At 74.1% G+C, this 17,801-nt stretch carries 13 protein-coding genes; 4 read left to right on the forward strand and 9 right to left on the reverse strand.

Annotation, left to right across the window (positions count from 1 at the left end; all coding sequences use genetic code 11):
* Positions 1-29: 29 nt before the first annotated feature.
* Positions 30-3,797 (forward strand): CHAT domain-containing protein, encoded by a 3,768-nt coding sequence (locus GCE86_RS14125; protein ID WP_154227391.1) that lies wholly within the window; start codon positions 30-32, stop codon positions 3,795-3,797.
* A gap of 33 nt (positions 3,798-3,830) precedes the next feature.
* Here GCE86_RS14125 and GCE86_RS14130 read toward each other — a convergent pair whose 3' ends face one another.
* Entirely contained in the window at positions 3,831-4,553 is a 723-nt protein-coding gene (locus GCE86_RS14130; protein ID WP_154227392.1) for a YoaK family protein, read from the reverse strand.
* 70 nt (positions 4,554-4,623) lie between these two features.
* Here GCE86_RS14130 and GCE86_RS14135 point away from each other — a divergent pair, with 70 nt between their 5' ends.
* Entirely contained in the window at positions 4,624-5,304 is a 681-nt protein-coding gene (locus tag GCE86_RS14135; RefSeq protein ID WP_163636726.1) for a GntR family transcriptional regulator, read from the forward strand.
* 3 nt (positions 5,305-5,307) lie between these two features.
* Here the strand turns inward: GCE86_RS14135 and GCE86_RS14140 are convergent, their stop codons facing one another.
* The 7 genes from GCE86_RS14140 to abc-f all read right to left on the reverse strand — a co-directional run bounded on the left by GCE86_RS14140 (position 5,308) and on the right by abc-f (position 14,459).
* Positions 5,308-7,095: a gamma-glutamyltransferase family protein gene (locus GCE86_RS14140; protein ID WP_154227394.1), complete on the reverse strand. Its 1,788-nt coding sequence runs from the start codon at positions 7,093-7,095 to the stop codon at positions 5,308-5,310.
* Positions 7,092-8,093 (reverse strand): ABC transporter ATP-binding protein, encoded by a 1,002-nt coding sequence (locus GCE86_RS14145; RefSeq protein WP_154227395.1) that lies wholly within the window; start codon positions 8,091-8,093, stop codon positions 7,092-7,094. Before GCE86_RS14145 ends, GCE86_RS14140 begins: the two co-directional genes overlap by 4 nt.
* Positions 8,090-9,142 carry an ABC transporter ATP-binding protein gene (locus GCE86_RS14150; RefSeq protein WP_154227396.1) on the reverse strand — a complete coding sequence of 351 codons (1,053 nt, stop codon included), beginning with the start codon at positions 9,140-9,142 and terminating at the stop codon, positions 8,090-8,092. The genes GCE86_RS14145 and GCE86_RS14150 overlap by 4 nt, the downstream gene beginning before the upstream one ends.
* Positions 9,139-10,029, reverse strand: a complete 891-nt coding sequence (locus GCE86_RS14155; RefSeq protein WP_154227397.1) for an ABC transporter permease — start codon at positions 10,027-10,029, stop codon at positions 9,139-9,141. The genes GCE86_RS14150 and GCE86_RS14155 overlap by 4 nt, the downstream gene beginning before the upstream one ends.
* A complete protein-coding gene (locus GCE86_RS14160) occupies positions 10,026-10,982 on the reverse strand; it encodes an ABC transporter permease (RefSeq protein ID WP_154227398.1) in 957 nt (318 codons plus the stop codon). The genes GCE86_RS14155 and GCE86_RS14160 overlap by 4 nt, the downstream gene beginning before the upstream one ends.
* A gap of 6 nt (positions 10,983-10,988) precedes the next feature.
* Positions 10,989-12,665, reverse strand: a complete 1,677-nt coding sequence (locus GCE86_RS14165) for an ABC transporter substrate-binding protein (protein ID WP_154227399.1) — start codon at positions 12,663-12,665, stop codon at positions 10,989-10,991.
* A 156-nt stretch (positions 12,666-12,821) separates the two neighbouring features.
* Entirely contained in the window at positions 12,822-14,459 is a 1,638-nt protein-coding gene (gene abc-f / locus GCE86_RS14170; protein WP_154227400.1) for a ribosomal protection-like ABC-F family protein, read from the reverse strand.
* A gap of 265 nt (positions 14,460-14,724) precedes the next feature.
* Between abc-f and GCE86_RS14175 the strand changes: the two genes are divergently transcribed.
* Positions 14,725-16,068: a glycoside hydrolase family 18 protein gene (locus GCE86_RS14175; protein WP_154227401.1), complete on the forward strand. Its 1,344-nt coding sequence runs from the start codon at positions 14,725-14,727 to the stop codon at positions 16,066-16,068.
* A 199-nt stretch (positions 16,069-16,267) separates the two neighbouring features.
* Here the strand turns inward: GCE86_RS14175 and GCE86_RS14180 are convergent, their stop codons facing one another.
* The gene (locus GCE86_RS14180) at positions 16,268-16,819 is read right to left on the reverse strand and encodes a DUF5872 domain-containing protein (protein WP_154227402.1); all 552 of its coding nucleotides are present in this window, start codon (positions 16,817-16,819) and stop codon (positions 16,268-16,270) included.
* A gap of 83 nt (positions 16,820-16,902) precedes the next feature.
* On the opposite strand from GCE86_RS14180, the gene GCE86_RS14185 reads away from it, so the two are divergent.
* Positions 16,903-17,697 carry a class I SAM-dependent methyltransferase gene (locus tag GCE86_RS14185; RefSeq protein WP_154227403.1) on the forward strand — a complete coding sequence of 265 codons (795 nt, stop codon included), beginning with the start codon at positions 16,903-16,905 and terminating at the stop codon, positions 17,695-17,697.
* Positions 17,698-17,801: the final 104 nt, after the last annotated feature.

A 17,801-nucleotide genomic window follows, 5' to 3' on the forward strand; every position in this document is an offset into this window, starting at 1 on the left:
TCGCAGGCCGACACGGGGATCGAGTGGCGATGTCGAGACGGACCACCACCGCCGCGGTCCGGCGGGTCACGGCGGTCACCGAGGAGTACGCGCGCACCGGTGACCCGTCCGTCCTCACAGGACCGGACCTGTGGGCGGACGCGCACCTCCTCGCCGCGGCGGCCGGTGACCGGGGCGCCGGGCAGGCGGCGGCGCGGGCACTGGCCCGGCTGCACTGGTACCGCTACCTCGACCTGCCCGGGCTGGACGGCCTGCGGGAGCGCCGGGCCGCCGTCACGCTGTTCCGGCAGGGCTGCCGCGACGACCCGGACGGGATACCGGAGCCGATCCGCCACGAGCCGCCGGACGCCGGCCGGCCCGATGCGCCGCGGTTGTCCGAGGTCCTGCTCAGCCAGCAGCAGGCCGACCGCATCGCGGGGCTCCGGGAGCGGCACCGGGCGGGATCCGGGAAGGCGCTACGGATGCTCGTCTCGCTGTACCGGGACTGGCTGCCGTACCTGGGCCGCGAGCGCGACGAGGCGGCGGACCTGCTCCGGGCCGCGCTGCTGACCGACCTCGCCGAGGCGCTGACGGCCCTGGCCGAGGAGGGCGGCGACGGCCGGACCTACGACGAGGCCCTGGACGCCGTGTCGCAGGCCGTGGGCGCCACCTCGGCGCGGGATCCCCACCGGCTGCAGCGACTGGTCCGCCGCGCCCGCCTGTTCGAGCTCTACTTCGACCGGGGCGCCGGCCCGCGGGCCCTGGAACTGGCCGTCGGCGACTACCGCCGGGCCGCGCAGCTCGCCTGGGGGCGGGACCCCGCCGACCCAAGGGTGGCGACGTGGCTCGGCGCGGCGCTGTGCCGGCTGCACGACATCCCCGAGCGGGCCTCGGTGGCGCTGCTGCTCGAGGCGACCGCCGCCTGGCGCGACGCGGTCCTCACCATGCCGCCCGACCACCCGGCGGCGGCACCGGCCCTCGAGCGGCTGAACACCGTCGTCAACCAACTGGTGCAGGAGATCGGCGCGGATCCGGCCGGCACGATCGTGACCGCGTCCGACCAGCCCGCGGTGCTCGACCGGCTGCTGCGGCGGGCCGAGGACCGGGCCGGACGGGTGTCGGTGGACGCCGCACCGCCGGCCCTCGCCGAGCGGTACGAGTCGGCCGTCCTGCTGGCGGCCGCTGTGCCGGGCTTCGATCCGCGGCGGGCGCGGGCCCTGCTGCTGCTCGGCGAGGCCGAGCTGGCCCGCTGGGAGCACGGCGGCGAACTGGAGGGCGCGGCGCGGGCGGCGTCCTGGGCGCAGCTGGCCCTGGACGTCGCCGGGCCGGGGCACCCGCTGCGGCGGGAGGCGCTCAACCTGCTGGCGGGCGCGGCCGCCCAGGCGGGGGTGCACGGGCAGGTCGAGCACCTGGTCGAGGTCGCCGTCTCCGCGGCGCGGACGGCGTTGGACCTGGCCGGCGAGCAACCGGACACCCGTCCGCAGCAGCTCGTCGTCCTCGCCGGCGCCCTTGCCGCCGCGGGCTGGCTGGCCGAGGACCCGGAGCTGCTGGACGAGGCGCTGCGCCACCAGCGGCAGGCACTGGAGCAGACGCCCGCGCGGCACGAGGCGTACCCGCTGCGGCTCATGAAGCTGGCGGGCCTGCTGTCCCGCCGGGTCGTGCTGGTGCCCGACGACACGCTGCTCGCCGAGGCGGTGGAGACCAGCCGCCGCGCCGTCGAGGCGCTGCCCGCCGGCGACTCCCGGCGGGTCGGCTTCCTGCACAACCAGGCGAGCAGCCTGGCTCTCCTGTCGGTGCGCCGGGCCGACGAGGCCGGCCTGCTGGCGGCCGAGGAGATCTTCCGTGCGGCGCTCGCCCTGCTGCCGCCGGGGCACCCGGACCACCCCCGGATCGGCAGCTCCATCGCGGACACCCGTTACCAGCGGTACCTGGTGGGCGGTGACCTCGACGTGCTGGCCGACGCCGTGCGGCTGGCCCGGGAGGCGGTGACGCAGACCCCGGCCGGGCACCACTGGTGGCCGCTGCGGGCCCGGCTGCTCGCCCGGGCCGCGGCCACGCTGGCCCGGGCGGGCGGCCCGGACGCCGGCGCGGCGCGGAACGAGGCCATCGCGACGTACGCCGCCGTCGCCGCGTCGCCCGGGGTGGAGCCGGCGACCGCGATCGACGCGGAACGCCAGCAGGCCGAGCTGGCCCGGGAGGCCGGCGATCCGGCGGCCCGGCTGGCCGCCCTGGAGCGGGCCGTGCGGCAGCTCCCGGCCTCGGTCGACCGGTCGTCGTCCGGGCACCGCCGGCTCGGCGCGGTCGGCGCGCTGGGCGGGGTGGCGACCGAGGCGGCCGCCGCGGCGATCGCGGCCGGCGACGCGGAAGGGGCGGTCGAACTCCTCGAACGCGGCCGGGGCCTGCTGTTCCACGAGGCGCTGGGTATCCGCGGCGGCCGGGTGGAGCTGCGCGCCGTCGACGCCCGGCTCGCCGCGGAACTCGATCGGATCGACCGGGAGCTGGCCGAGGCGGACGCCTACACGCAGGTCCGGAAGTTCACCGTCCAGGTGGAACGCCGGACGGACTCCGGCGAGGTCCTGGCCAGCTCCAGCAGCGACTGGGACCCCCGGCCGGTCTGGCTCGCCCGGACCCGGCAGCTCGCCGCCGAACGGGACCGGGTGGTCGAGCGGATCCGGCGGCTGCCGGGGTTCACCGACTTCCTCCGGCCGCCGTCGATGCCGCTGCTGCGCCGGCGCCTGGCCGGGATGCCGGTCGCCGTCGTGACCGCGCACGGCGACCGGGGTGACGCCCTGCTCGTACCGGCGGACCCCGAGCGGCCCGCGCGGGCGGTGCGGCTGCCCGACCTGCGCACGGCCACGGTCGAGCGGCACGTCGTGCGCTGGTACGCGGCGGTGGCCGACGCGACCGACCCGACGGTCCCGTTCGACCGGCGCGCCGCCGCCCAGGAGGACCTGCACGGCATCCTGGCCTGGCTGTGGGACGCCGTCGCCGGGCCGGTGCTCGACGTGCTGGCCCCGGCGGACGAGCCGCCGCCGCGGATCTGGTGGTGCCCGGTCGGCGCGCTCGCCCGCCTCCCCCTGCAGGCGGCCGGTCACCACCGCGCGCCGGGCGGCCGGAACACCGTCCTCGACCGGGCGGTGTCGTCGTGGACGCCGACGCTCACGGCCCTGGCCCACGCGGGGGCCGACCGGCCGCCACGGCCGACGGCCGCCACGGCCGCCGTCGTCGGCGTGCCCACCGCGCGGGACCTGCCGGCGCTGTCGCAAGTGCGGGCCGAGGTCGAGCAGGTCGCCCGGCTGATGCCCGGCTCCACGGTGCTGACGGGGACCGAGGTGGCGCCCGACGCGGTCGAGGACGCGCTCCGGGAGCACCCGATCGCGCACTTCGCCTGCCACGCCGAGGCCGACACGCGCATGGCCTCGATGCTGACCGGCGGGCTGCGCATCGGCGGCGGGCGCTCGCTGAGCCCGCACCTGGTGGGCGCCTACCACCTGGAGCGCGCCGAACTGGCGTTCCTGTCCGCGTGCGGCTCCGCCGCGACGCACCCGCGCCTGACCGACGAACCGCTGCACCTGGCCGCGGCGTTCCAGCTCGCCGGCTTCCGGGGGGTGATCGGCACGACCTGGCGGACCCCGGACAGCGCCCGGGTCGCCGCGGCGTTCTACGCCGGGCTGACCGACGGCGGGACCCGCCCGCCGGACACCGCGGCGGCGGCCCGGGTGCTCACCGAGACGGTACGGGCCGTCCGCGACGAGTTCCCGGCCACGCCGACGCGGTGGGCCGGTCACCTCCACGTGGGACTGAACCGGCCGCTGTGAACACCCGCCACGGGTGCGCGGTCCGCCGTGCGGCTATTCCGCCATCCGCGCCGACACGGAGATGACGAGCACGAGGGGCACGAGCAACAGCACCGGCGACCACGCGGGCAGGTGGATGGCCGTCAGGGCGCCGACGCCGGCGCCGCTCATCAGGGCCATCAGGACGTGCGCCTTGGGCCGCAGGTCACGCCACGGGCTTCGGGCGGCGACACCGGCGATCAGGCTCGTGAGGGTGCCGGTCAGGTAGGTGGAGGAGAGGCCGGGTACGCCGAACCGTTGGATGGCGCTGCTCTGTACGCCCAGCGCCGCCGCCGACAGCATCAGGAGCCCGAGACCGACATGCGCCGGACGGCTGGGTGGACTGACCTCCCAGACGACGAGGAAGACGAGGAACACCAGGAGTTCCAGGACGAGCGCCCGCGTGACCTGCCGGGGCCAGACCGGGTCCTCCGGCTGCGCCGAGCCGACCAGGCGGGCGCCGGCCAGCACGCCGGCGATGAAGCTGACGATGGCGCAGCCGGAGGTCACGGCGAGTTCGGCGTGGCCGCTGCCCGCCGAGAGCCCGAGCAGGACCATGTTGCCCGTCATGACGCTCGAGAACGCTCCGCCGAGGGCGAGGAAGCCGACGGCGTCGGCGCTCCCGGTCAGGAAGGTGAGCACGACGACGAGGGCGTGCCGGCGCCGCAGGAGGAGGTTCCGGTCGCCCTTCCCCGCGGCGACCCGAAAACGTACGACGTTCGGAAGTGTTCTCAGCACTGTCGGCTATCCTTCGCAAATTGTTCTTCGTATACGCTTCGTCGGAAGTGGCTCACGGGAAGGCGATCAGTTGGTTGAAGACCTGCGGGGCAAACTCGGCGCTCAACACCTGCCGCTACGCGACCAGGTCCTCGCCGCACTACGGACCGCCATCATCGACGGTGACTACCTTCCGGGCGAGCGGCTGACCGAGGACCGGCTGGCCGAGGACTTCGGCGTCTCCCGTAACCCGGTCCGGGAGGCGCTGCGCGTCGCCGAGGCGGAGGGTTTCGTGGTGATCCTGCCCCGCCGCGGGGCGGTGGTCGCCTCGCCGAGCAGCGAGGCCCTCGCGGACATGTTCGCCGTCCGCCAGCGCCTGGAGGCGCTCGCCGCCCGGCTGGCGGCCGAGCGGGCGACGGCGGCGGACGTGGCCGCCCTGCGGAGACTGCTGGACCAGGGCCACACGGCGACCGAGCAGCAGGACCTGCGCCGGGTCGCCGAGCTGAACAGCGTCCTCCACCTGCGGATCCTCGAGATCAGCGGGAACCCCTGGCTGTCGTCGATCGCCAAGGCGCTGTACCTCCACGTGCAGTGGGTCTTCCGGCTGGGCGCGGCGGAACGGGCACCACACTCGTGGGCCGAACACATCCAGCTGGTCGACGCCATCGAGTCGGGTGACGGTGAGCGGGCCGAGCGGGCCGCGCTGGCCCACCTCGACGCCGCGTCCGCCGCGGCCTACGAGAACGCCGAGGGCGGGTACCGGCCCCGCTGACATTCAACGGCCGCAGGCGTAGCCCTGCATGCCACGCGGGTTGGCTCCGGCCGCGAGCAGGCCGGTGCCCGGGTCGCGGGTCACGGCGCAGAGGCGGCCGAGGGTCCACGAGCCGGACAGCCGCACCTCGTGCCCGTACGCACGCAGTGCCGCCAGCACATCCTCGTCCAGCCGGTCCTCCACCACGAGGACGCCGGGCTCGATGTCCCGCGGGTAGAAGGACCCCGGCAGGCTGAGTGTGTGCCACGCCGGCGCGTCGATGGCCTCCTGCAGCGACCGGCCGCCCACGAGATGGCGCAACAGGAACAGCAGCTGCCACTGATCCTGCTGGTCGCCACCGGGAGTGCCGAACGCCAGGACGGGCTCCCCGTCACGGTGCACCATGGTCGGGCTCAAGGTGGTACGCGGCCGGCGTCCCGGGGCCAGCGACGAGGCGAGGCCCTCCTCCAGCCAGAACATCTGGAGCCGGCTGCCGAGGGGGAAACCGAGCTCCGGAACGGTGGGCGAGCTCTGCAGCCAGCCACCGCTCGGCGTCGCGGAGATCATGTTGCCCCAGCGATCGACCACGTCGACGTGACAGGTGTCGCCACGCGTCACCCCGTCCGCCTTCACCGTCGGCTCGCCCGTCGTGGGATCCGTCGGGTCGGCACGGTGCCCGGCACTGAGCCGTACGTGGGCCGGGAGGCGGGGCTCGGCGCCACCGGGACGGCCGGGTCGCAGCTCCGCCGACGCCCGTTCACCGATCAGGCCCGCCCGCTCCCGTGCGTACTCCCGGGAGAGGAGTTCCTTCGCGGGCACGTCACCGTCGCCGTACCAGGCCTCCCGGTCGGCGAAGGCGAGTTTGAGCGCCTCGGCCTGGGCGTGGATGCCGGCGGCGGTCGCCGGGTCGTACACCTGGGGATCGTCGAGCGCGTCGAGGACCGCCAGGGTCTCCAGCAGCACCGGGCCCTGGCCCCAGAAACCGGTCTTCGCCACCGACCAGCCGTGCCAGTCGAGGGTGACCGGTTCCTCCCACGTCGCCGCGTAGGCGGCCAGGTCCGCGCCGGTGACCAGGCCGGCATGGGGGCGTCCGCTGGAGTCCTGGAACGGTTGCCGGCTGAACCGGTCGATCGCCTCGGCGACGAAACCCTCGCCCCAGGCACGGCGCGCGGCCTCGATCTGTGCCTCCCGGTCGGCGCCCGCCGCCCGGCCGGCGTCGACCAGTCGCTGGAGGGTTCGCGCGTAGGCCGGGTTGGTGAAGAGCTCACCCGCCGCCGGCGGCCGGCCGTCGCGCAACCAGAGCTGCGCGGAGGTGGGCCAGTGGTCCTCGAACAGCGACCGCACCGCGGCCACCGTGTCGCCGACCCTGCCGACCAGCGGGTGGCCGGCCCCGGCGTACCCGATCGCCGGCGCCAGCACCTCCTCGAGCGGGAGCGTGCCGTGGTCCCGCAGCAGCAGGAGCCAGGCGTCCACGGCGCCGGGCACGGCGGCCGCGAGCGGGCCGGACCCGGGGATGAGGTCCATCCCGAGGGACCGGAAGTGGGCGATGGTGGCGCCGGCGGGGGCCGGCCCCTGCCCGCAGAGCACCTTGGGGCTCCGGTCCCGGGCCGTCGCCACGATGGCGGGCACCTCGCCGCCCGGCCCGTTGAGGTGTGGTTCGACGACGTGCAGGACGAAACCGGCGGTGGTCGCGGCGTCGAAGGCGTTCCCACCGCGCTCGAGGATGCCCATGGCCGCCTGGCTCGCGAGCCAGTGCGTCGAGGAGACCATCCCGAAGGTTCCCTGCAGGGTCGGCCTGGTAGTGAACGTCATGACAACACCTCACTTGTGCCGGTGGCCCGGACGTCGGGCCGTGTTCCGTCGGGCTGGACCAGGTGGCATGCGGCCATGCCGCCACCGACCCCCACCTGGGCCGGCACCTCCACCGCGCACCGGTCGAACGCGAGCGGGCACCGGGTGCGGAAGCGGCAGCCGGACGGCGGGTCCAGTGCGGACGGCAGGTCGTCGCCGAGCAGCACCGGTTGCCGCTGCCGTTGGCGGATCGGGTCGGCCACCGGCGCGGCCGCCAGCAGCGCCTGCGTGTACGGGTGCGCCGGGCGCGTGAAGATCTGCTCGCGCGACCCCTTCTCCACGAGCTGGCCGAGGTACATGACGGCGATGTCGTCCGCCAGGTACTCGACCGCGGACAGGTCGTGGGTGATGAAGAGGCAGGCGAACCCGATGTCCCGCTGGAGGTCGGCGAGGAGGTTCAGCACCGACGCCTGCACGGACACGTCGAGCGCGCTCGTGGGTTCGTCCGCGATGAGCAGCTGGGGCTCGGAGATCAGGGCCCGGGCGATGCTGACCCGCTGGCGTTGCCCGCCGGAGAGCTCGTGCGGATAGCGGCGCGCCACCTCGGCGCGCAGGCCCACCTTGCCGAGTTCCGTGGCGATGCGGGCCTCCCGGTCGCGCCGGGACAGCCGCCTGCCGGACAGGCGCAACGGCTCGGCCACGATCTCGCCCACCAGCATGCGCGGATCCAGCGAGCCGGCGGGGTCCTGGAAGACGATCGAGACGTCGCTGCGGTGCCGGCGCAGCTGCCGGCGGGACAGGTGGGTGACGTCCGTGCCGGCGATCCGGACCAGGCCCGCCGTCGGCTTCTCGAGCCGCACCACGCAGCGGCCCACGGTCGACTTCCCCGAGCCGCTCTCCCCCACCAGCGCCGTGACCCGGCCCCGCGGGATCGTGAGGGACACCCCGTCCACGGCTCGTACGGGTCCGAAATGCATCACGAGGTCCTCGAGTTCGAGGGCGTTCGGCTGCGGCGTCATGGGGTCGCCTCCGGGGACTCCGTCCGAGGTGCCGGGCAGGGATGCCAGCAGGCCGCGAGGTGGTGCGTCACCGCCGTCCCGACCGCCGCCAGGGGCGGGGCGGATTCCCGGCACCGCGCATCGGCGGCCGGGCAGCGGTCGGCGAAGGTGCAGGCGTCGGGCTGGGTCGACAGGACCGGCACGAGACCGGGGATCTCCTGCAGCCGCTGGGTGCCGGCGTGCACGCCGGGGGTCGGCGACGCCGACAGGAGCCCGGCCGTGTACCGGTGGTAGGGATGCGCGAACAGGTCGGTGACCTGCGCCCGCTCCACCACGCGCCCGGCGTACATGACGACGACGCGGTCCGCGATGTCGGCGATCACGCCGAGATCGTGGGTGATGATGAGGATCGCCGTGCCGAGCCGGTCCCGCAGGTCCCGGAGCACCTGGAGGATGCCCGCCTGGACCGTGACGTCCAGGGCCGTGGTGGGCTCGTCGGCCACCAGCACCTTCGGGCCGCAGGCGACCGCCATCGCGATCATCACGCGCTGGCGCATGCCCCCGGAGAGCTGGTGTGGATAGTTGTCGACCCGCTTCGCGGCGGACGGGATCCCGACGAGCGACAGCAGCTCCACGGCGCGGGCCCGGGCGGCCTGGCGGGACATCCGCTCGTGCACCCGCAGGACCTCGCCGATCTGGCGCCCGACGGTGAGCACCGGGTTCAACGACGTCATCGGCTCCTGGAAGATGTAGGCGATCTCCTTGCCGCGCACCCGGCGGAGCACCGGCTCGCGGGTGCCGACCAGCTCGGTTCCCTCCAGCCGCACCGAGCCGGAGATCCGGGCGCTGGCGGGCAGCAGGCCCGCGATGCTCATGGCCGTGACGCTCTTGCCGCAGCCGGACTCGCCCACCATCCCGACGATCTCACCGGGGGCCAGTTCGAGACTCACCCGGTCGACCGCCGAGACGGTTCCACCCTCGGTGGTGAACGATACGGAGAGGTCGCGTACCGACAGGACGGGTGTGCCGACCGCGGCGGAGGTGGTGCCCGCCCGTTCGACCGTGGTCATCGCCGGTCTCCCTTCGGGTCGAGGGCGTCCCGGAGGGCGTCACCGAAGACGTTGAACGCCAGCGCCAGGCCCATGATCACGAGACCGGGCAGGACCGCCGCCCACGGCGCGCGGGCGGCGAACTGCTGCGCGGTGGCGAGCATGGTGCCGAGGCTGGGTGCCGGGGGCTGGATGCCGAGGCCCAGGAAGGACAGCACCGCCTCGCCGAGGATCGCGGCCGGGATCGCGACCGTGGCCTGCACCAGGATCACCGACGTCGCGTTGGGCAGGATGTGCCGCGAGAGCACCCACAGGTCGCTCGCGCCGTCCACCACGGCGGCGGCGACGAAGTCCAGCGACTTGAGCCGCAGGGTGTCCGAGCGCACCACGCGGATCACGCCCGGGATCTGCGCGATGCCGATGGCCACGGCGGCGTTGGCGAGGCTGGCGCCCCGGATGGCGGCCAGCCCCACGGCCATGATCAGGAACGGGAACGCGAGCAGCAGGTCGGTGAAGCGTGAGATCACGGCGTCCCAGGCCCGGAAGTAGCCGGCCGCCAGTCCGAGCGGCACACCGACGATCAGCGAGGTGGCCACCGCGAGGAGCGCCACCTGCAGGGAGGCCCGTGCCCCCAGCATGATGCGGGACAGGACGTCCCGGCCCAGGTCGTCGGTCCCCAGCACGTGGCCCGGGGTGCCCGGGGGCGAGAAGGTGTGGGCGAAGTCGGGCTGGTCCACCGAGTAGGGGGCGATCCAGGGCGACAGCAGCGCGGCGACGGCCACGAGCGCGAGCACGACGAAGCTCACGACGGCGAGCGGGTTGCGCCGCAGCCGCCGGAGGACCCGGCCGCGCCGGCTGACGCCCGGGGTTCCGGCCACCTCCTCGGGCGGCACAACGAGGACGGTCATGCCGGGTCCCCCGTCACTCGGATCCGCGGGTCGATGACCGAGTAGAGCAGGTCCACCAGCAGATTGATGACGATGTACGCCGTCGCGGTGAGCAGGACGACCGCCTGGATGACCGGGTAGTCGCGCTGGAACACCGCGTCGATGGTCATCTTGCCGAAGCCCGGCAGCCCGAAGATCTGCTCGGTGACGACCGCTCCCGAGATCAGCCCGCCGAGCTGGAGGCCCACGATGGTCACCACCACGATGAGGCTGTTGCGCAGCGCGTGCCGGGTGATGACGGCCCGGGGCCGCAGGCCCTTCGCCTTCGCCGTACGGACGTGGTCGGAGGAGAGCGAGTCCAGCATCGCGGACCGGGTCTGCCGCATGATGATGGCGGCGAGGCCCGTGCCGAGGATCACGGCCGGCAGGACGATGTGGTGAAGATTGTCCACCGGGTCCTCCAGCAGCGGCACGAACCCGGAGGCCGGGAAGAGTCCCGTCGCCACGGAGAGGTAGAGGATCGCGAGCAGTCCGAGCCAGAAGTGCGGCACCGACAGGCCCACCAGGGCCAGCCCGTTGGCCAGCCACTCCGCCGGGCGCCCGCGGCGTACCGCCGCGAGCACCCCGGCGCCGACGCCCAGCGCCGCGGCGATGAGGATCGCCAGGACGGAGAGCTCGACCGTCACGGGCAGGGCGGTGGTGAGCATGGACGAGACCGGTACGCCGGTGCGGATGGACTCGCCGAAGTCGCCCTGCACCACGCGTTCCACGTACTGCGCGAACTGCAGCGGCAGCGGCTGGTCCAGGCCGTAGTGGTGCCGGATGGCCTCCAGCGCCTCCGGGGACCGGTCCTCCCCGGCCAGGGCGAGCGCCGGGTCCCCGGGGAGCGCCCGCACCCCGAGGAACACCACGACCGTCGACAACAGCAGTGTCAGCGCCGAATGCCAGGCTCGCGTGAGCAGATACCGGGCCATGACCGGCTACTTGGTGAAGCCGGCGAACGCCGCGCGGAGCACGCCGTCCGGGAAGACCTGCAGGCCCTGGATCTTCTTGGAGACGGCGGTCAGGTTCCGCTGCCGGTAGAGGTAGATCAGCGCGTCGTCCTGCTGGAGGATCGTCACCGCCTGCCCGTACAGCTTCTTGCGCTCCTCGACGTCGTTGGACTGCCGAGCCTGGGTCAGTACGGCGTCGAGCTGCGGGTTGCTGTAGCCGGCGACGTTCTGGCTGCCGCCGGTGCCGACGAAGTTCGTGATGTTGGCGTCCGGGTCGATGCGCCCGCTCCAGCCCAGCTGCAGGAGTTCGAAGTTGCCGCGGTCCTGCTCGTCGAGGAGCGAGGAGTACTCCACCGGGTTGATCTTGAGGTCGAACCCGCCGTCCTTGACCATGGCCTGCAGCGCCTGCGCGAGCCGCAGCGTGTCGGGCGTGTTCGACGCGAGCATCGTGACCGGGTACGGCGTCGGCACCCCCGCCTCGGCCAGCAACTGCTTGGCCTTGGCCGGATCGTGCGCCGGGCACGCCTGCGCTTCCGGGGACGAGAACGGGCTCGCGGGCGAGACCGGCGAGCAGGCGACGGCGTGGATCCCGCTGAAGACGGCCTGGACCAGCGCCTTCCGGTCGATCGCGTACTCGAAGGCCTGCCGGATCTTGGCGTTCTGGGCGATGGGGCGGTTGATGGGCTTCGGCGTGGCGCCGACGCCGTCCACATTGCCGATGTTGAACGTGAGCCCCTGGTAGCCCAGAGACTGGGACTGCAGGACGGTGAGCGAGGCGTCCGCGCTCAGCGCGGCCACATCCTGTGTGGAGATGCTGTCGGCGACCTGGGCGTCACCGGAGCGCAGGTTCGCGGCCCGGATGCTCGCGTCGCTGAGGATGTGCCACGAGATGGCGTCGAGGTGGACCTTGTCCGCGTCGTAGAAGTTCGGGTCCTTGACGACGTCGATGGAGTTCTGCGGCACCCGCTTGGCGAACTTGAAGGGCCCGACGCAGACCGGCGCCGAGGCGAAGTTGTCGCCCAGGCTCTGCAGCGCCTTCGGGCTCATGATCATGCCGGCCCGGTCGGCGAGGGCCCCGACCAGGGGCGCGAACGGCTGCTTCAGGTGGACGACGACGGTCTGCGCGTCCGGCGTGTCGACGCTCTCGACCGGGCCGAGCTCGCTCTTGCGCCCGGACCGGGCGTTCGTCAGGTGCCGTTGCAGGGTGGTCTTGACCGCGGCGGAGTCGAACGGCGTCCCGTCCGCGAAGCGCACGCCCTGGCGCAGCGGGATGGTGACCGTCCTGCCGTCGCTGCTGGTGGTGGGCAGGGCCGTGGCCAGCTGCGGCACGACCTGCGCCCGCTCGTCCACGTCGTAGAGCTTCTGGCAGATCGCCTGGAAGACGTAGCGCGAGTAGAGGCTGCGCGACAGCGTCGGGTCCAGCGCGTCGGGCTCCGCGGAGAGGGCGATGACCAGCTTGCCGCCGTTCTTCACGGCGGCGGGGTCGGCCGGCGTACCGAAGGAGTCCTGGCCCGCCGCCTGGTTCTCCTCGGTCTTGGCGTCGTCCCCGCTGTCCGAGACCGGTGAACAGGCGGCGACGGTGCAGGCGACAGCGACCGCCGCCACCGCTGCCCGGAGCAGGCGGCGCCTTCGGGGGCTCGTTCCGCTGAAGGAGAGGTACGTCATGGGTAGCTCCTCAGGTCGGCGACTCGGGGAGCGTATGTTGTATACGAAGCCGGCGCAAGACCTCCTTCGATGCCGTCGGCCGAGCAGCGGCTCCGGGACAAAGTGGACCTCGGGATCGGCGCGACGAGCCCGCGGGGCACGCCGCGCCGATCGGCCTCACCCGAGGTCGGGCGCAGCCACCTCCCGGAGCCGGCCGCCGTCGAGGCGGAGCCACCGCTGGACCCCGATCTCGGCGAGGAACCGCTCGTCGTGGCTCACCACCACGAACGCTCCCCGGTACGCGCTCAGGGCGCTCTCCAGCTGCCCCGCGCTGACCAGGTCGAGGTTGTTCGTGGGCTCGTCCAGCAGCAGCAGGTGCGGGGCCGGCTGCGCGTACAGGACACAGGCGAGGGTGGCACGGAGCCGCTCACCACCGGACAGCACCCCGACCGGCAGGTGCGCCCGCGCACCACGGAAGAGGAACCGGGCCAGCAGGTTCATCCGCTCGGCCTGCGGCCGGTCCGGCGCGTACGCGGCGAAGTTCTCCGCCACGGTGCGCTCCGGGTCGAGCAGATCCAGCCGCTGCGACAGGTACGCGACCCGGCCCTCGCCGCGGCGCAGCTGCCCGCCCTCGGGGTCGAGCTCCCCCTGCAGCAGCCGCAGCAGCGTGGACTTACCGGCGCCGTTCGGGCCGGTCAGGGCGATCCGCTCGGGGCCCCGGATGGTCAGATCCAGCCCGGCCCCGGCGAAGACGGCGCGGCCGTCGTGGTGGACCTGCATCCGCTCCCCCGCCACGACCGTCCGTCCGGCCGGGACCGTCGTGTCCGGCAGGTCGAGGGTCAGCGTCTCGTCCTCGCGCAGCGCCCTGCTGGCCTCGTCGAGCCGGGACTGGGCCTCGCTCACCCGGTTGGCGTGCAGCTGCCGGGACCGCCCGGCCGACTCCTGGGCGCTGCGCTTGAGCCCGCCGGCGACGATCCGGGCGAGGCCGGCGCTGTCGAGGTTGCGCGCCGCGTTGCCGGCCCGCCGCTCGGCCCGCTCCCGGGCCTGCTGCATCTCCCGCTTCTCCCGCTTCACCTCCTGCTCGGCGCCGCGCACGGTGCGCTCGGCCGCCTCCCGGGCCGCCCGGGCGGCCTCCTCGTACGCGGTGAAGTTGCCGCCGAACAGGCGCAGCTCCCCGCGGTCCAGCTCGGCGATGCGGTCCATCCGGTCCAGCAGGGCCCGGTCGTGGCTGACCAGCAGCAGGCAGCCGGACCACTCTTCGAGCACCGCGTAGAGGCGGTGCCGCGCGTCGAGGTCGAGGTTGTTGGTCGGCTCGTCGAGCAGCAGCACGTCGGGGCGGCGGAGCAGTTGCGCGGCCAGGCCGAGGGACACCACCTGACCGCCGCTGAGCGTGGCGAGCCGCCGGTCGAGCGCGACGTCGCCCAGACCCAGCCGGTCGAGTTCGGCGCGGCTGCGCTCCTCCACGTCCCAGTCGTCGCCGACGGTGGTGAAGTGCTCCTCGGCGGCGTCGCCGGCCTCGATGGCGTGCAGCGCCCGGAGCACCGCGTCGACACCCAGCACCTGGGCCACGGTCAGGTCGCCGGCCAGCGGAAGATTCTGTGGCAGGTAGCCGAGCACGCCGTCCACCGTCACGGCGCCACCGGTCGGGGTGAGGTCGCCGGCGATGAGCCGCAGCAGCGTGGTCTTGCCGGCGCCGTTCGGCGCGACCAGGCCGGTGCGGCCGGGCGGCACGGTGAAGGACAGGTCCTGGAAGACCGGGGTGTCGTCCGGCCAGGAGAAGGAGAGGTTGGTGCACACGACACAGGTGTCGGACATCGAAGAGAACCCTCGGGATGTGAAGCCGGGCAGGGCACGGCCGCCCGGATGACGAGACGGGAAATGCGACGAGGTGGGCCGGGATCACCCGGAGATGTCGTCGTCGCCCGTCATGTCTGTCTCCCTCGATTCGGCGCGCGGCCTCTCGGCGCGCGCAACCACCAGCCTAGCAACTCCGCCCGGCGCTCTTGACCGGTTATCACGTCCGGCTTAACTTCATCGATCAGAAAGGTCTCTTAACTAATCCGGCTCCGTGGGAGTGCCGATGCGACCGTTCCGTCACCGCCGCCTCACCGCCCTCGTCACACTGTCGACCCTGCTGGTCACCGCCGCCCCACCGAGCGCCGCGAGCGCGGCGGACGACTCGGCCCGCCGCACCGGATACCACCGGGTCGGCTACTTCACCCAGTGGGGCATCTACGGCCGGGCCTTCCCGGTCCGGAAGCTCGACACCTCCGGGGCGGCCAGCCGCCTCACCCACGTCAACTACGCCTTCGGCAACGTCAGCCCGGACGGACGCTGCTACGTGGACGGCGGGCCCGGCGAGGGCGACGCCTGGGCCGACTACCAGCGGCCCGTCCCGGCCGAGGAGAGCGTCGACGGCGTCGCCGACGCCTGGGGCGAGCCACTCAACGGCAACTTCGGTCAGTTGGCCAAGCTCAAGGCCAGGCACCCCGACCTCAAGGTCCTGATCTCGCTGGGCGGCTGGAGCTGGTCGACGTACTTCTCCGACGCCGCCCGCACCGACGCGTCCCGCCGGGCGTTCGTGGCCTCCTGCATCGACCTCTACCTCAAGGGCAACCTGCCGGTCCTGGACGGCGGCAGCGGCGGCCCGGGCTCCGCCGCCGGCGTCTTCGACGGCATCGACCTGGACTGGGAGTGGCCGAACTGGCCCGGCGAACCGGGCAACGTGGTCCGCACCGAGGACCGGGAGAACTTCACCAAGCTGCTCGCCGAGTTCCGCCGGCAGCTCGACGCGTACGGCCGGCAGGCCCACCGGCACTACGCGCTGACCGCGTTCCTGCCGGCCAACCCGGCCGCCATGGACGCCGGGTACGAGGGCCGGAAGATCTTCCGGTACCTCGACTTCGCCACCGTGCAGGGATACGACTTCCACGGTTCCTGGGATGCGGTGACCAACCAGCAGTCGGCGCTGCGCGTGTCGGCGGGGGCGCCGGACGACCCGGACTTCTCGGCCGAGGTGGCCGTCGACGGCTGGCTGGCGCGCGGCGCGCCGCGCGGGAAGCTGGTCCTGGGCATCCCCTACTACGGCCGCGGCTGGACCGGCGTGACCGGAGGCGGGGACGGGCTCTTCCAGCCCGCGGCCGGTCCCGCGCCGGCCACCTTCGAGGCCGGGTCCGAGGATTACAAGCAGCTCAAGACCCTGCCCGGCAAGGGCTTCACCGTCCACCGCGACCTGCGCGCCGGGCACGCCTGGCTGTTCGACGGCACAACCCTCTGGACGTACGACGATCCGCTGGTCGTGCTCCAGAAGACGCTCTACATCCGGCGGGCCGGCCTGGCCGGGGCGATGGTCTGGTCGCTCGACGGCGACGACGACAACGCCACCCTGACCAGGACGATCAGCCTGGGTCTCACGACCCCGTAGCGCAGCTCGCCGCCTCCGCCGCCGGACCGTCCCTCACGGCCGGCGGCGGAGGCGGTGCGCCCCGCCGCCGATCCCCGTCCGACGGCGGAACCACTGGGTACCCGGCGGTCCGCGCCGGGGCGGCCCGAAAGCGGCGTACGTGGAGTTGCGCGACGACGGCGCGTGGCGCGGCTCCGACGGTTGACGGACCGTCGGCTCGTCAGCGCCGGGCCAGCTCCGACTCCAGCCGCTGGAGGAGGGTCTTGCGGGCCTTGCCGTCGCGCTCGCGGCGCAGCGCCGCCCGGAGCTGGCGCGTGTCGAGGCCACGGACCAGCTTGACCGCCTCCGTGACCGGCAGGTCCGACAGGGGCCCGGCCGCGTCGGCCTCCTTGCGGGCGCGCTTCGCCGGGCCGGTGTTGGCCACGAACTGCCGCCCGGACCGGGACGCCTGCCGCTTCTTCGTGTCGGTGTCGCGCTGCTGCTCGTCCGAAAGCTGCTCCCACGCCCGTTTCGGCAGGTAGCGAGCGGTCTCGCCGTTCTTCCGGGCCCGGGTGGAGCCGGACCGGGTCTGCCACTCCTCGGCGCCCCACCGCTGCAGCGACCGCTGCCGCTGGTCCCGGGGGCCCTCGAAGCCGCCGCCGCGCTTCTTGTACTCGTTCGTGAGCAGTTGCGACTTGCGCGCCGACCACTGCCCCGGCCGGCCGCCCTTGTCGGACGCCTGGATCTCCTCCTTGAGCCGCTCCCGGAGTTCGGGCTTCGTGTACCTGGCCATGCGGGCCGCGTTCCCGGGACGGCGGGCCACATGCGTCCGGCCGGCCGAATCGGCGCGGGCTCCGGCGGCCGTATCCTGCCCGCATGGCGGATCCGGTCTGGGCCGACGGCCAGGCGTACGAGGCATACGTGGGCCGGTGGAGCCGGCTGGTCGCGCGGGACCTTTTGCGCCGGCTGGCGCTCCCGGCCGGCCTGCGCTGGCTGGACGTGGGCTGCGGCACCGGCGCCCTGACCGCCACCGTGCTGGCGCAGGCGGCTCCGGCACACGTCACCGGCGTCGACCCCGCGACCGGATTCCTGGCCCACGCCCGCGACCGGGTCGGCGACCCGCGGGCCGCATTCGCGGTCGGTGACGCCCGCGCGCTGCCGGTGGCCGGCGCGAGCGTGGACGTCGTGGTCAGCGGGCTGGCGCTCAACTTCGTGCCCGATCCGGCGCGGGCGGTGGGCGAGTTCGCCCGGGTCCTGCGGCCCGGCGGCGTCGCGGCCGCGTACGTCTGGGACTACGCCGAGGGCATGGCCATGATGCGCCACTTCTGGGCGGCCGCCGAGGCGCTCGACCCCGCGGTCGGGGACCGGTCCGAGGGCCGCCGGTTCCCGCTGTGCCGCCCCGGCCCGCTGCGCGCGCTGTGGACGGACGCGGGGTTCGCGGCGGTCACCGTCACTCCGGTGGTCGTGCCGACGGTGTTCCCCGACGTGGACGCGTACTGGACGCCGTTCCTCGGCGGGCAGGGCGCGGCACCGGCGTACGTCGCGACCCTCGCCGGGCCGGACCGGGCCGCACTGCGCGACCTGCTCGTCAGCCGTCTGCCGGTCGAGGCGGACGGGTCCGTCCGGCTCACCGCGCGGGCCTGGGCGGTCCACGGCACCGCACCGTCGTGACACCGCCGGTTGACCGGCTGCCGGTCAACCGTGCCGGCGGGCGGGCTTGTCCACAGTGGTTTCCGGGCCCCGCCCGGGCGTGACGGGGTGTTCTACAATCGACG

It is taken from the genome of Micromonospora terminaliae, assembly GCF_009671205.1.
Classification (GTDB): Bacteria; Actinomycetota; Actinomycetes; order Mycobacteriales; family Micromonosporaceae; genus Micromonospora; species Micromonospora terminaliae.

Excerpts from the sequence above, each read along its gene's own strand:
- GCE86_RS14125 (WP_154227391.1), top strand. The coding sequence starts at position 30 with ATGTCGAGACGGACCACCACCGCCGCGGTCCGGCGGGTCACGGCGGTC.
- GCE86_RS14140 (WP_154227394.1), bottom strand. The coding sequence starts at position 7,095 with ATGACGTTCACTACCAGGCCGACCCTGCAGGGAACCTTCGGGATGGTC.
- GCE86_RS14145 (WP_154227395.1), bottom strand. The coding sequence starts at position 8,093 with ATGACGCCGCAGCCGAACGCCCTCGAACTCGAGGACCTCGTGATGCAT.
- GCE86_RS14150 (WP_154227396.1), bottom strand. The coding sequence starts at position 9,142 with ATGACCACGGTCGAACGGGCGGGCACCACCTCCGCCGCGGTCGGCACA.
- GCE86_RS14155 (WP_154227397.1), bottom strand. The coding sequence starts at position 10,029 with ATGACCGTCCTCGTTGTGCCGCCCGAGGAGGTGGCCGGAACCCCGGGC.
- GCE86_RS14160 (WP_154227398.1), bottom strand. The coding sequence starts at position 10,982 with ATGGCCCGGTATCTGCTCACGCGAGCCTGGCATTCGGCGCTGACACTG.
- GCE86_RS14165 (WP_154227399.1), bottom strand. The coding sequence starts at position 12,665 with ATGACGTACCTCTCCTTCAGCGGAACGAGCCCCCGAAGGCGCCGCCTG.
- abc-f (WP_154227400.1), bottom strand. The coding sequence starts at position 14,459 with ATGTCCGACACCTGTGTCGTGTGCACCAACCTCTCCTTCTCCTGGCCG.
- GCE86_RS14175 (WP_154227401.1), top strand. The coding sequence starts at position 14,725 with ATGCGACCGTTCCGTCACCGCCGCCTCACCGCCCTCGTCACACTGTCG.
- GCE86_RS14180 (WP_154227402.1), bottom strand. The coding sequence starts at position 16,819 with ATGGCCAGGTACACGAAGCCCGAACTCCGGGAGCGGCTCAAGGAGGAG.
- GCE86_RS14185 (WP_154227403.1), top strand. The coding sequence starts at position 16,903 with ATGGCGGATCCGGTCTGGGCCGACGGCCAGGCGTACGAGGCATACGTG.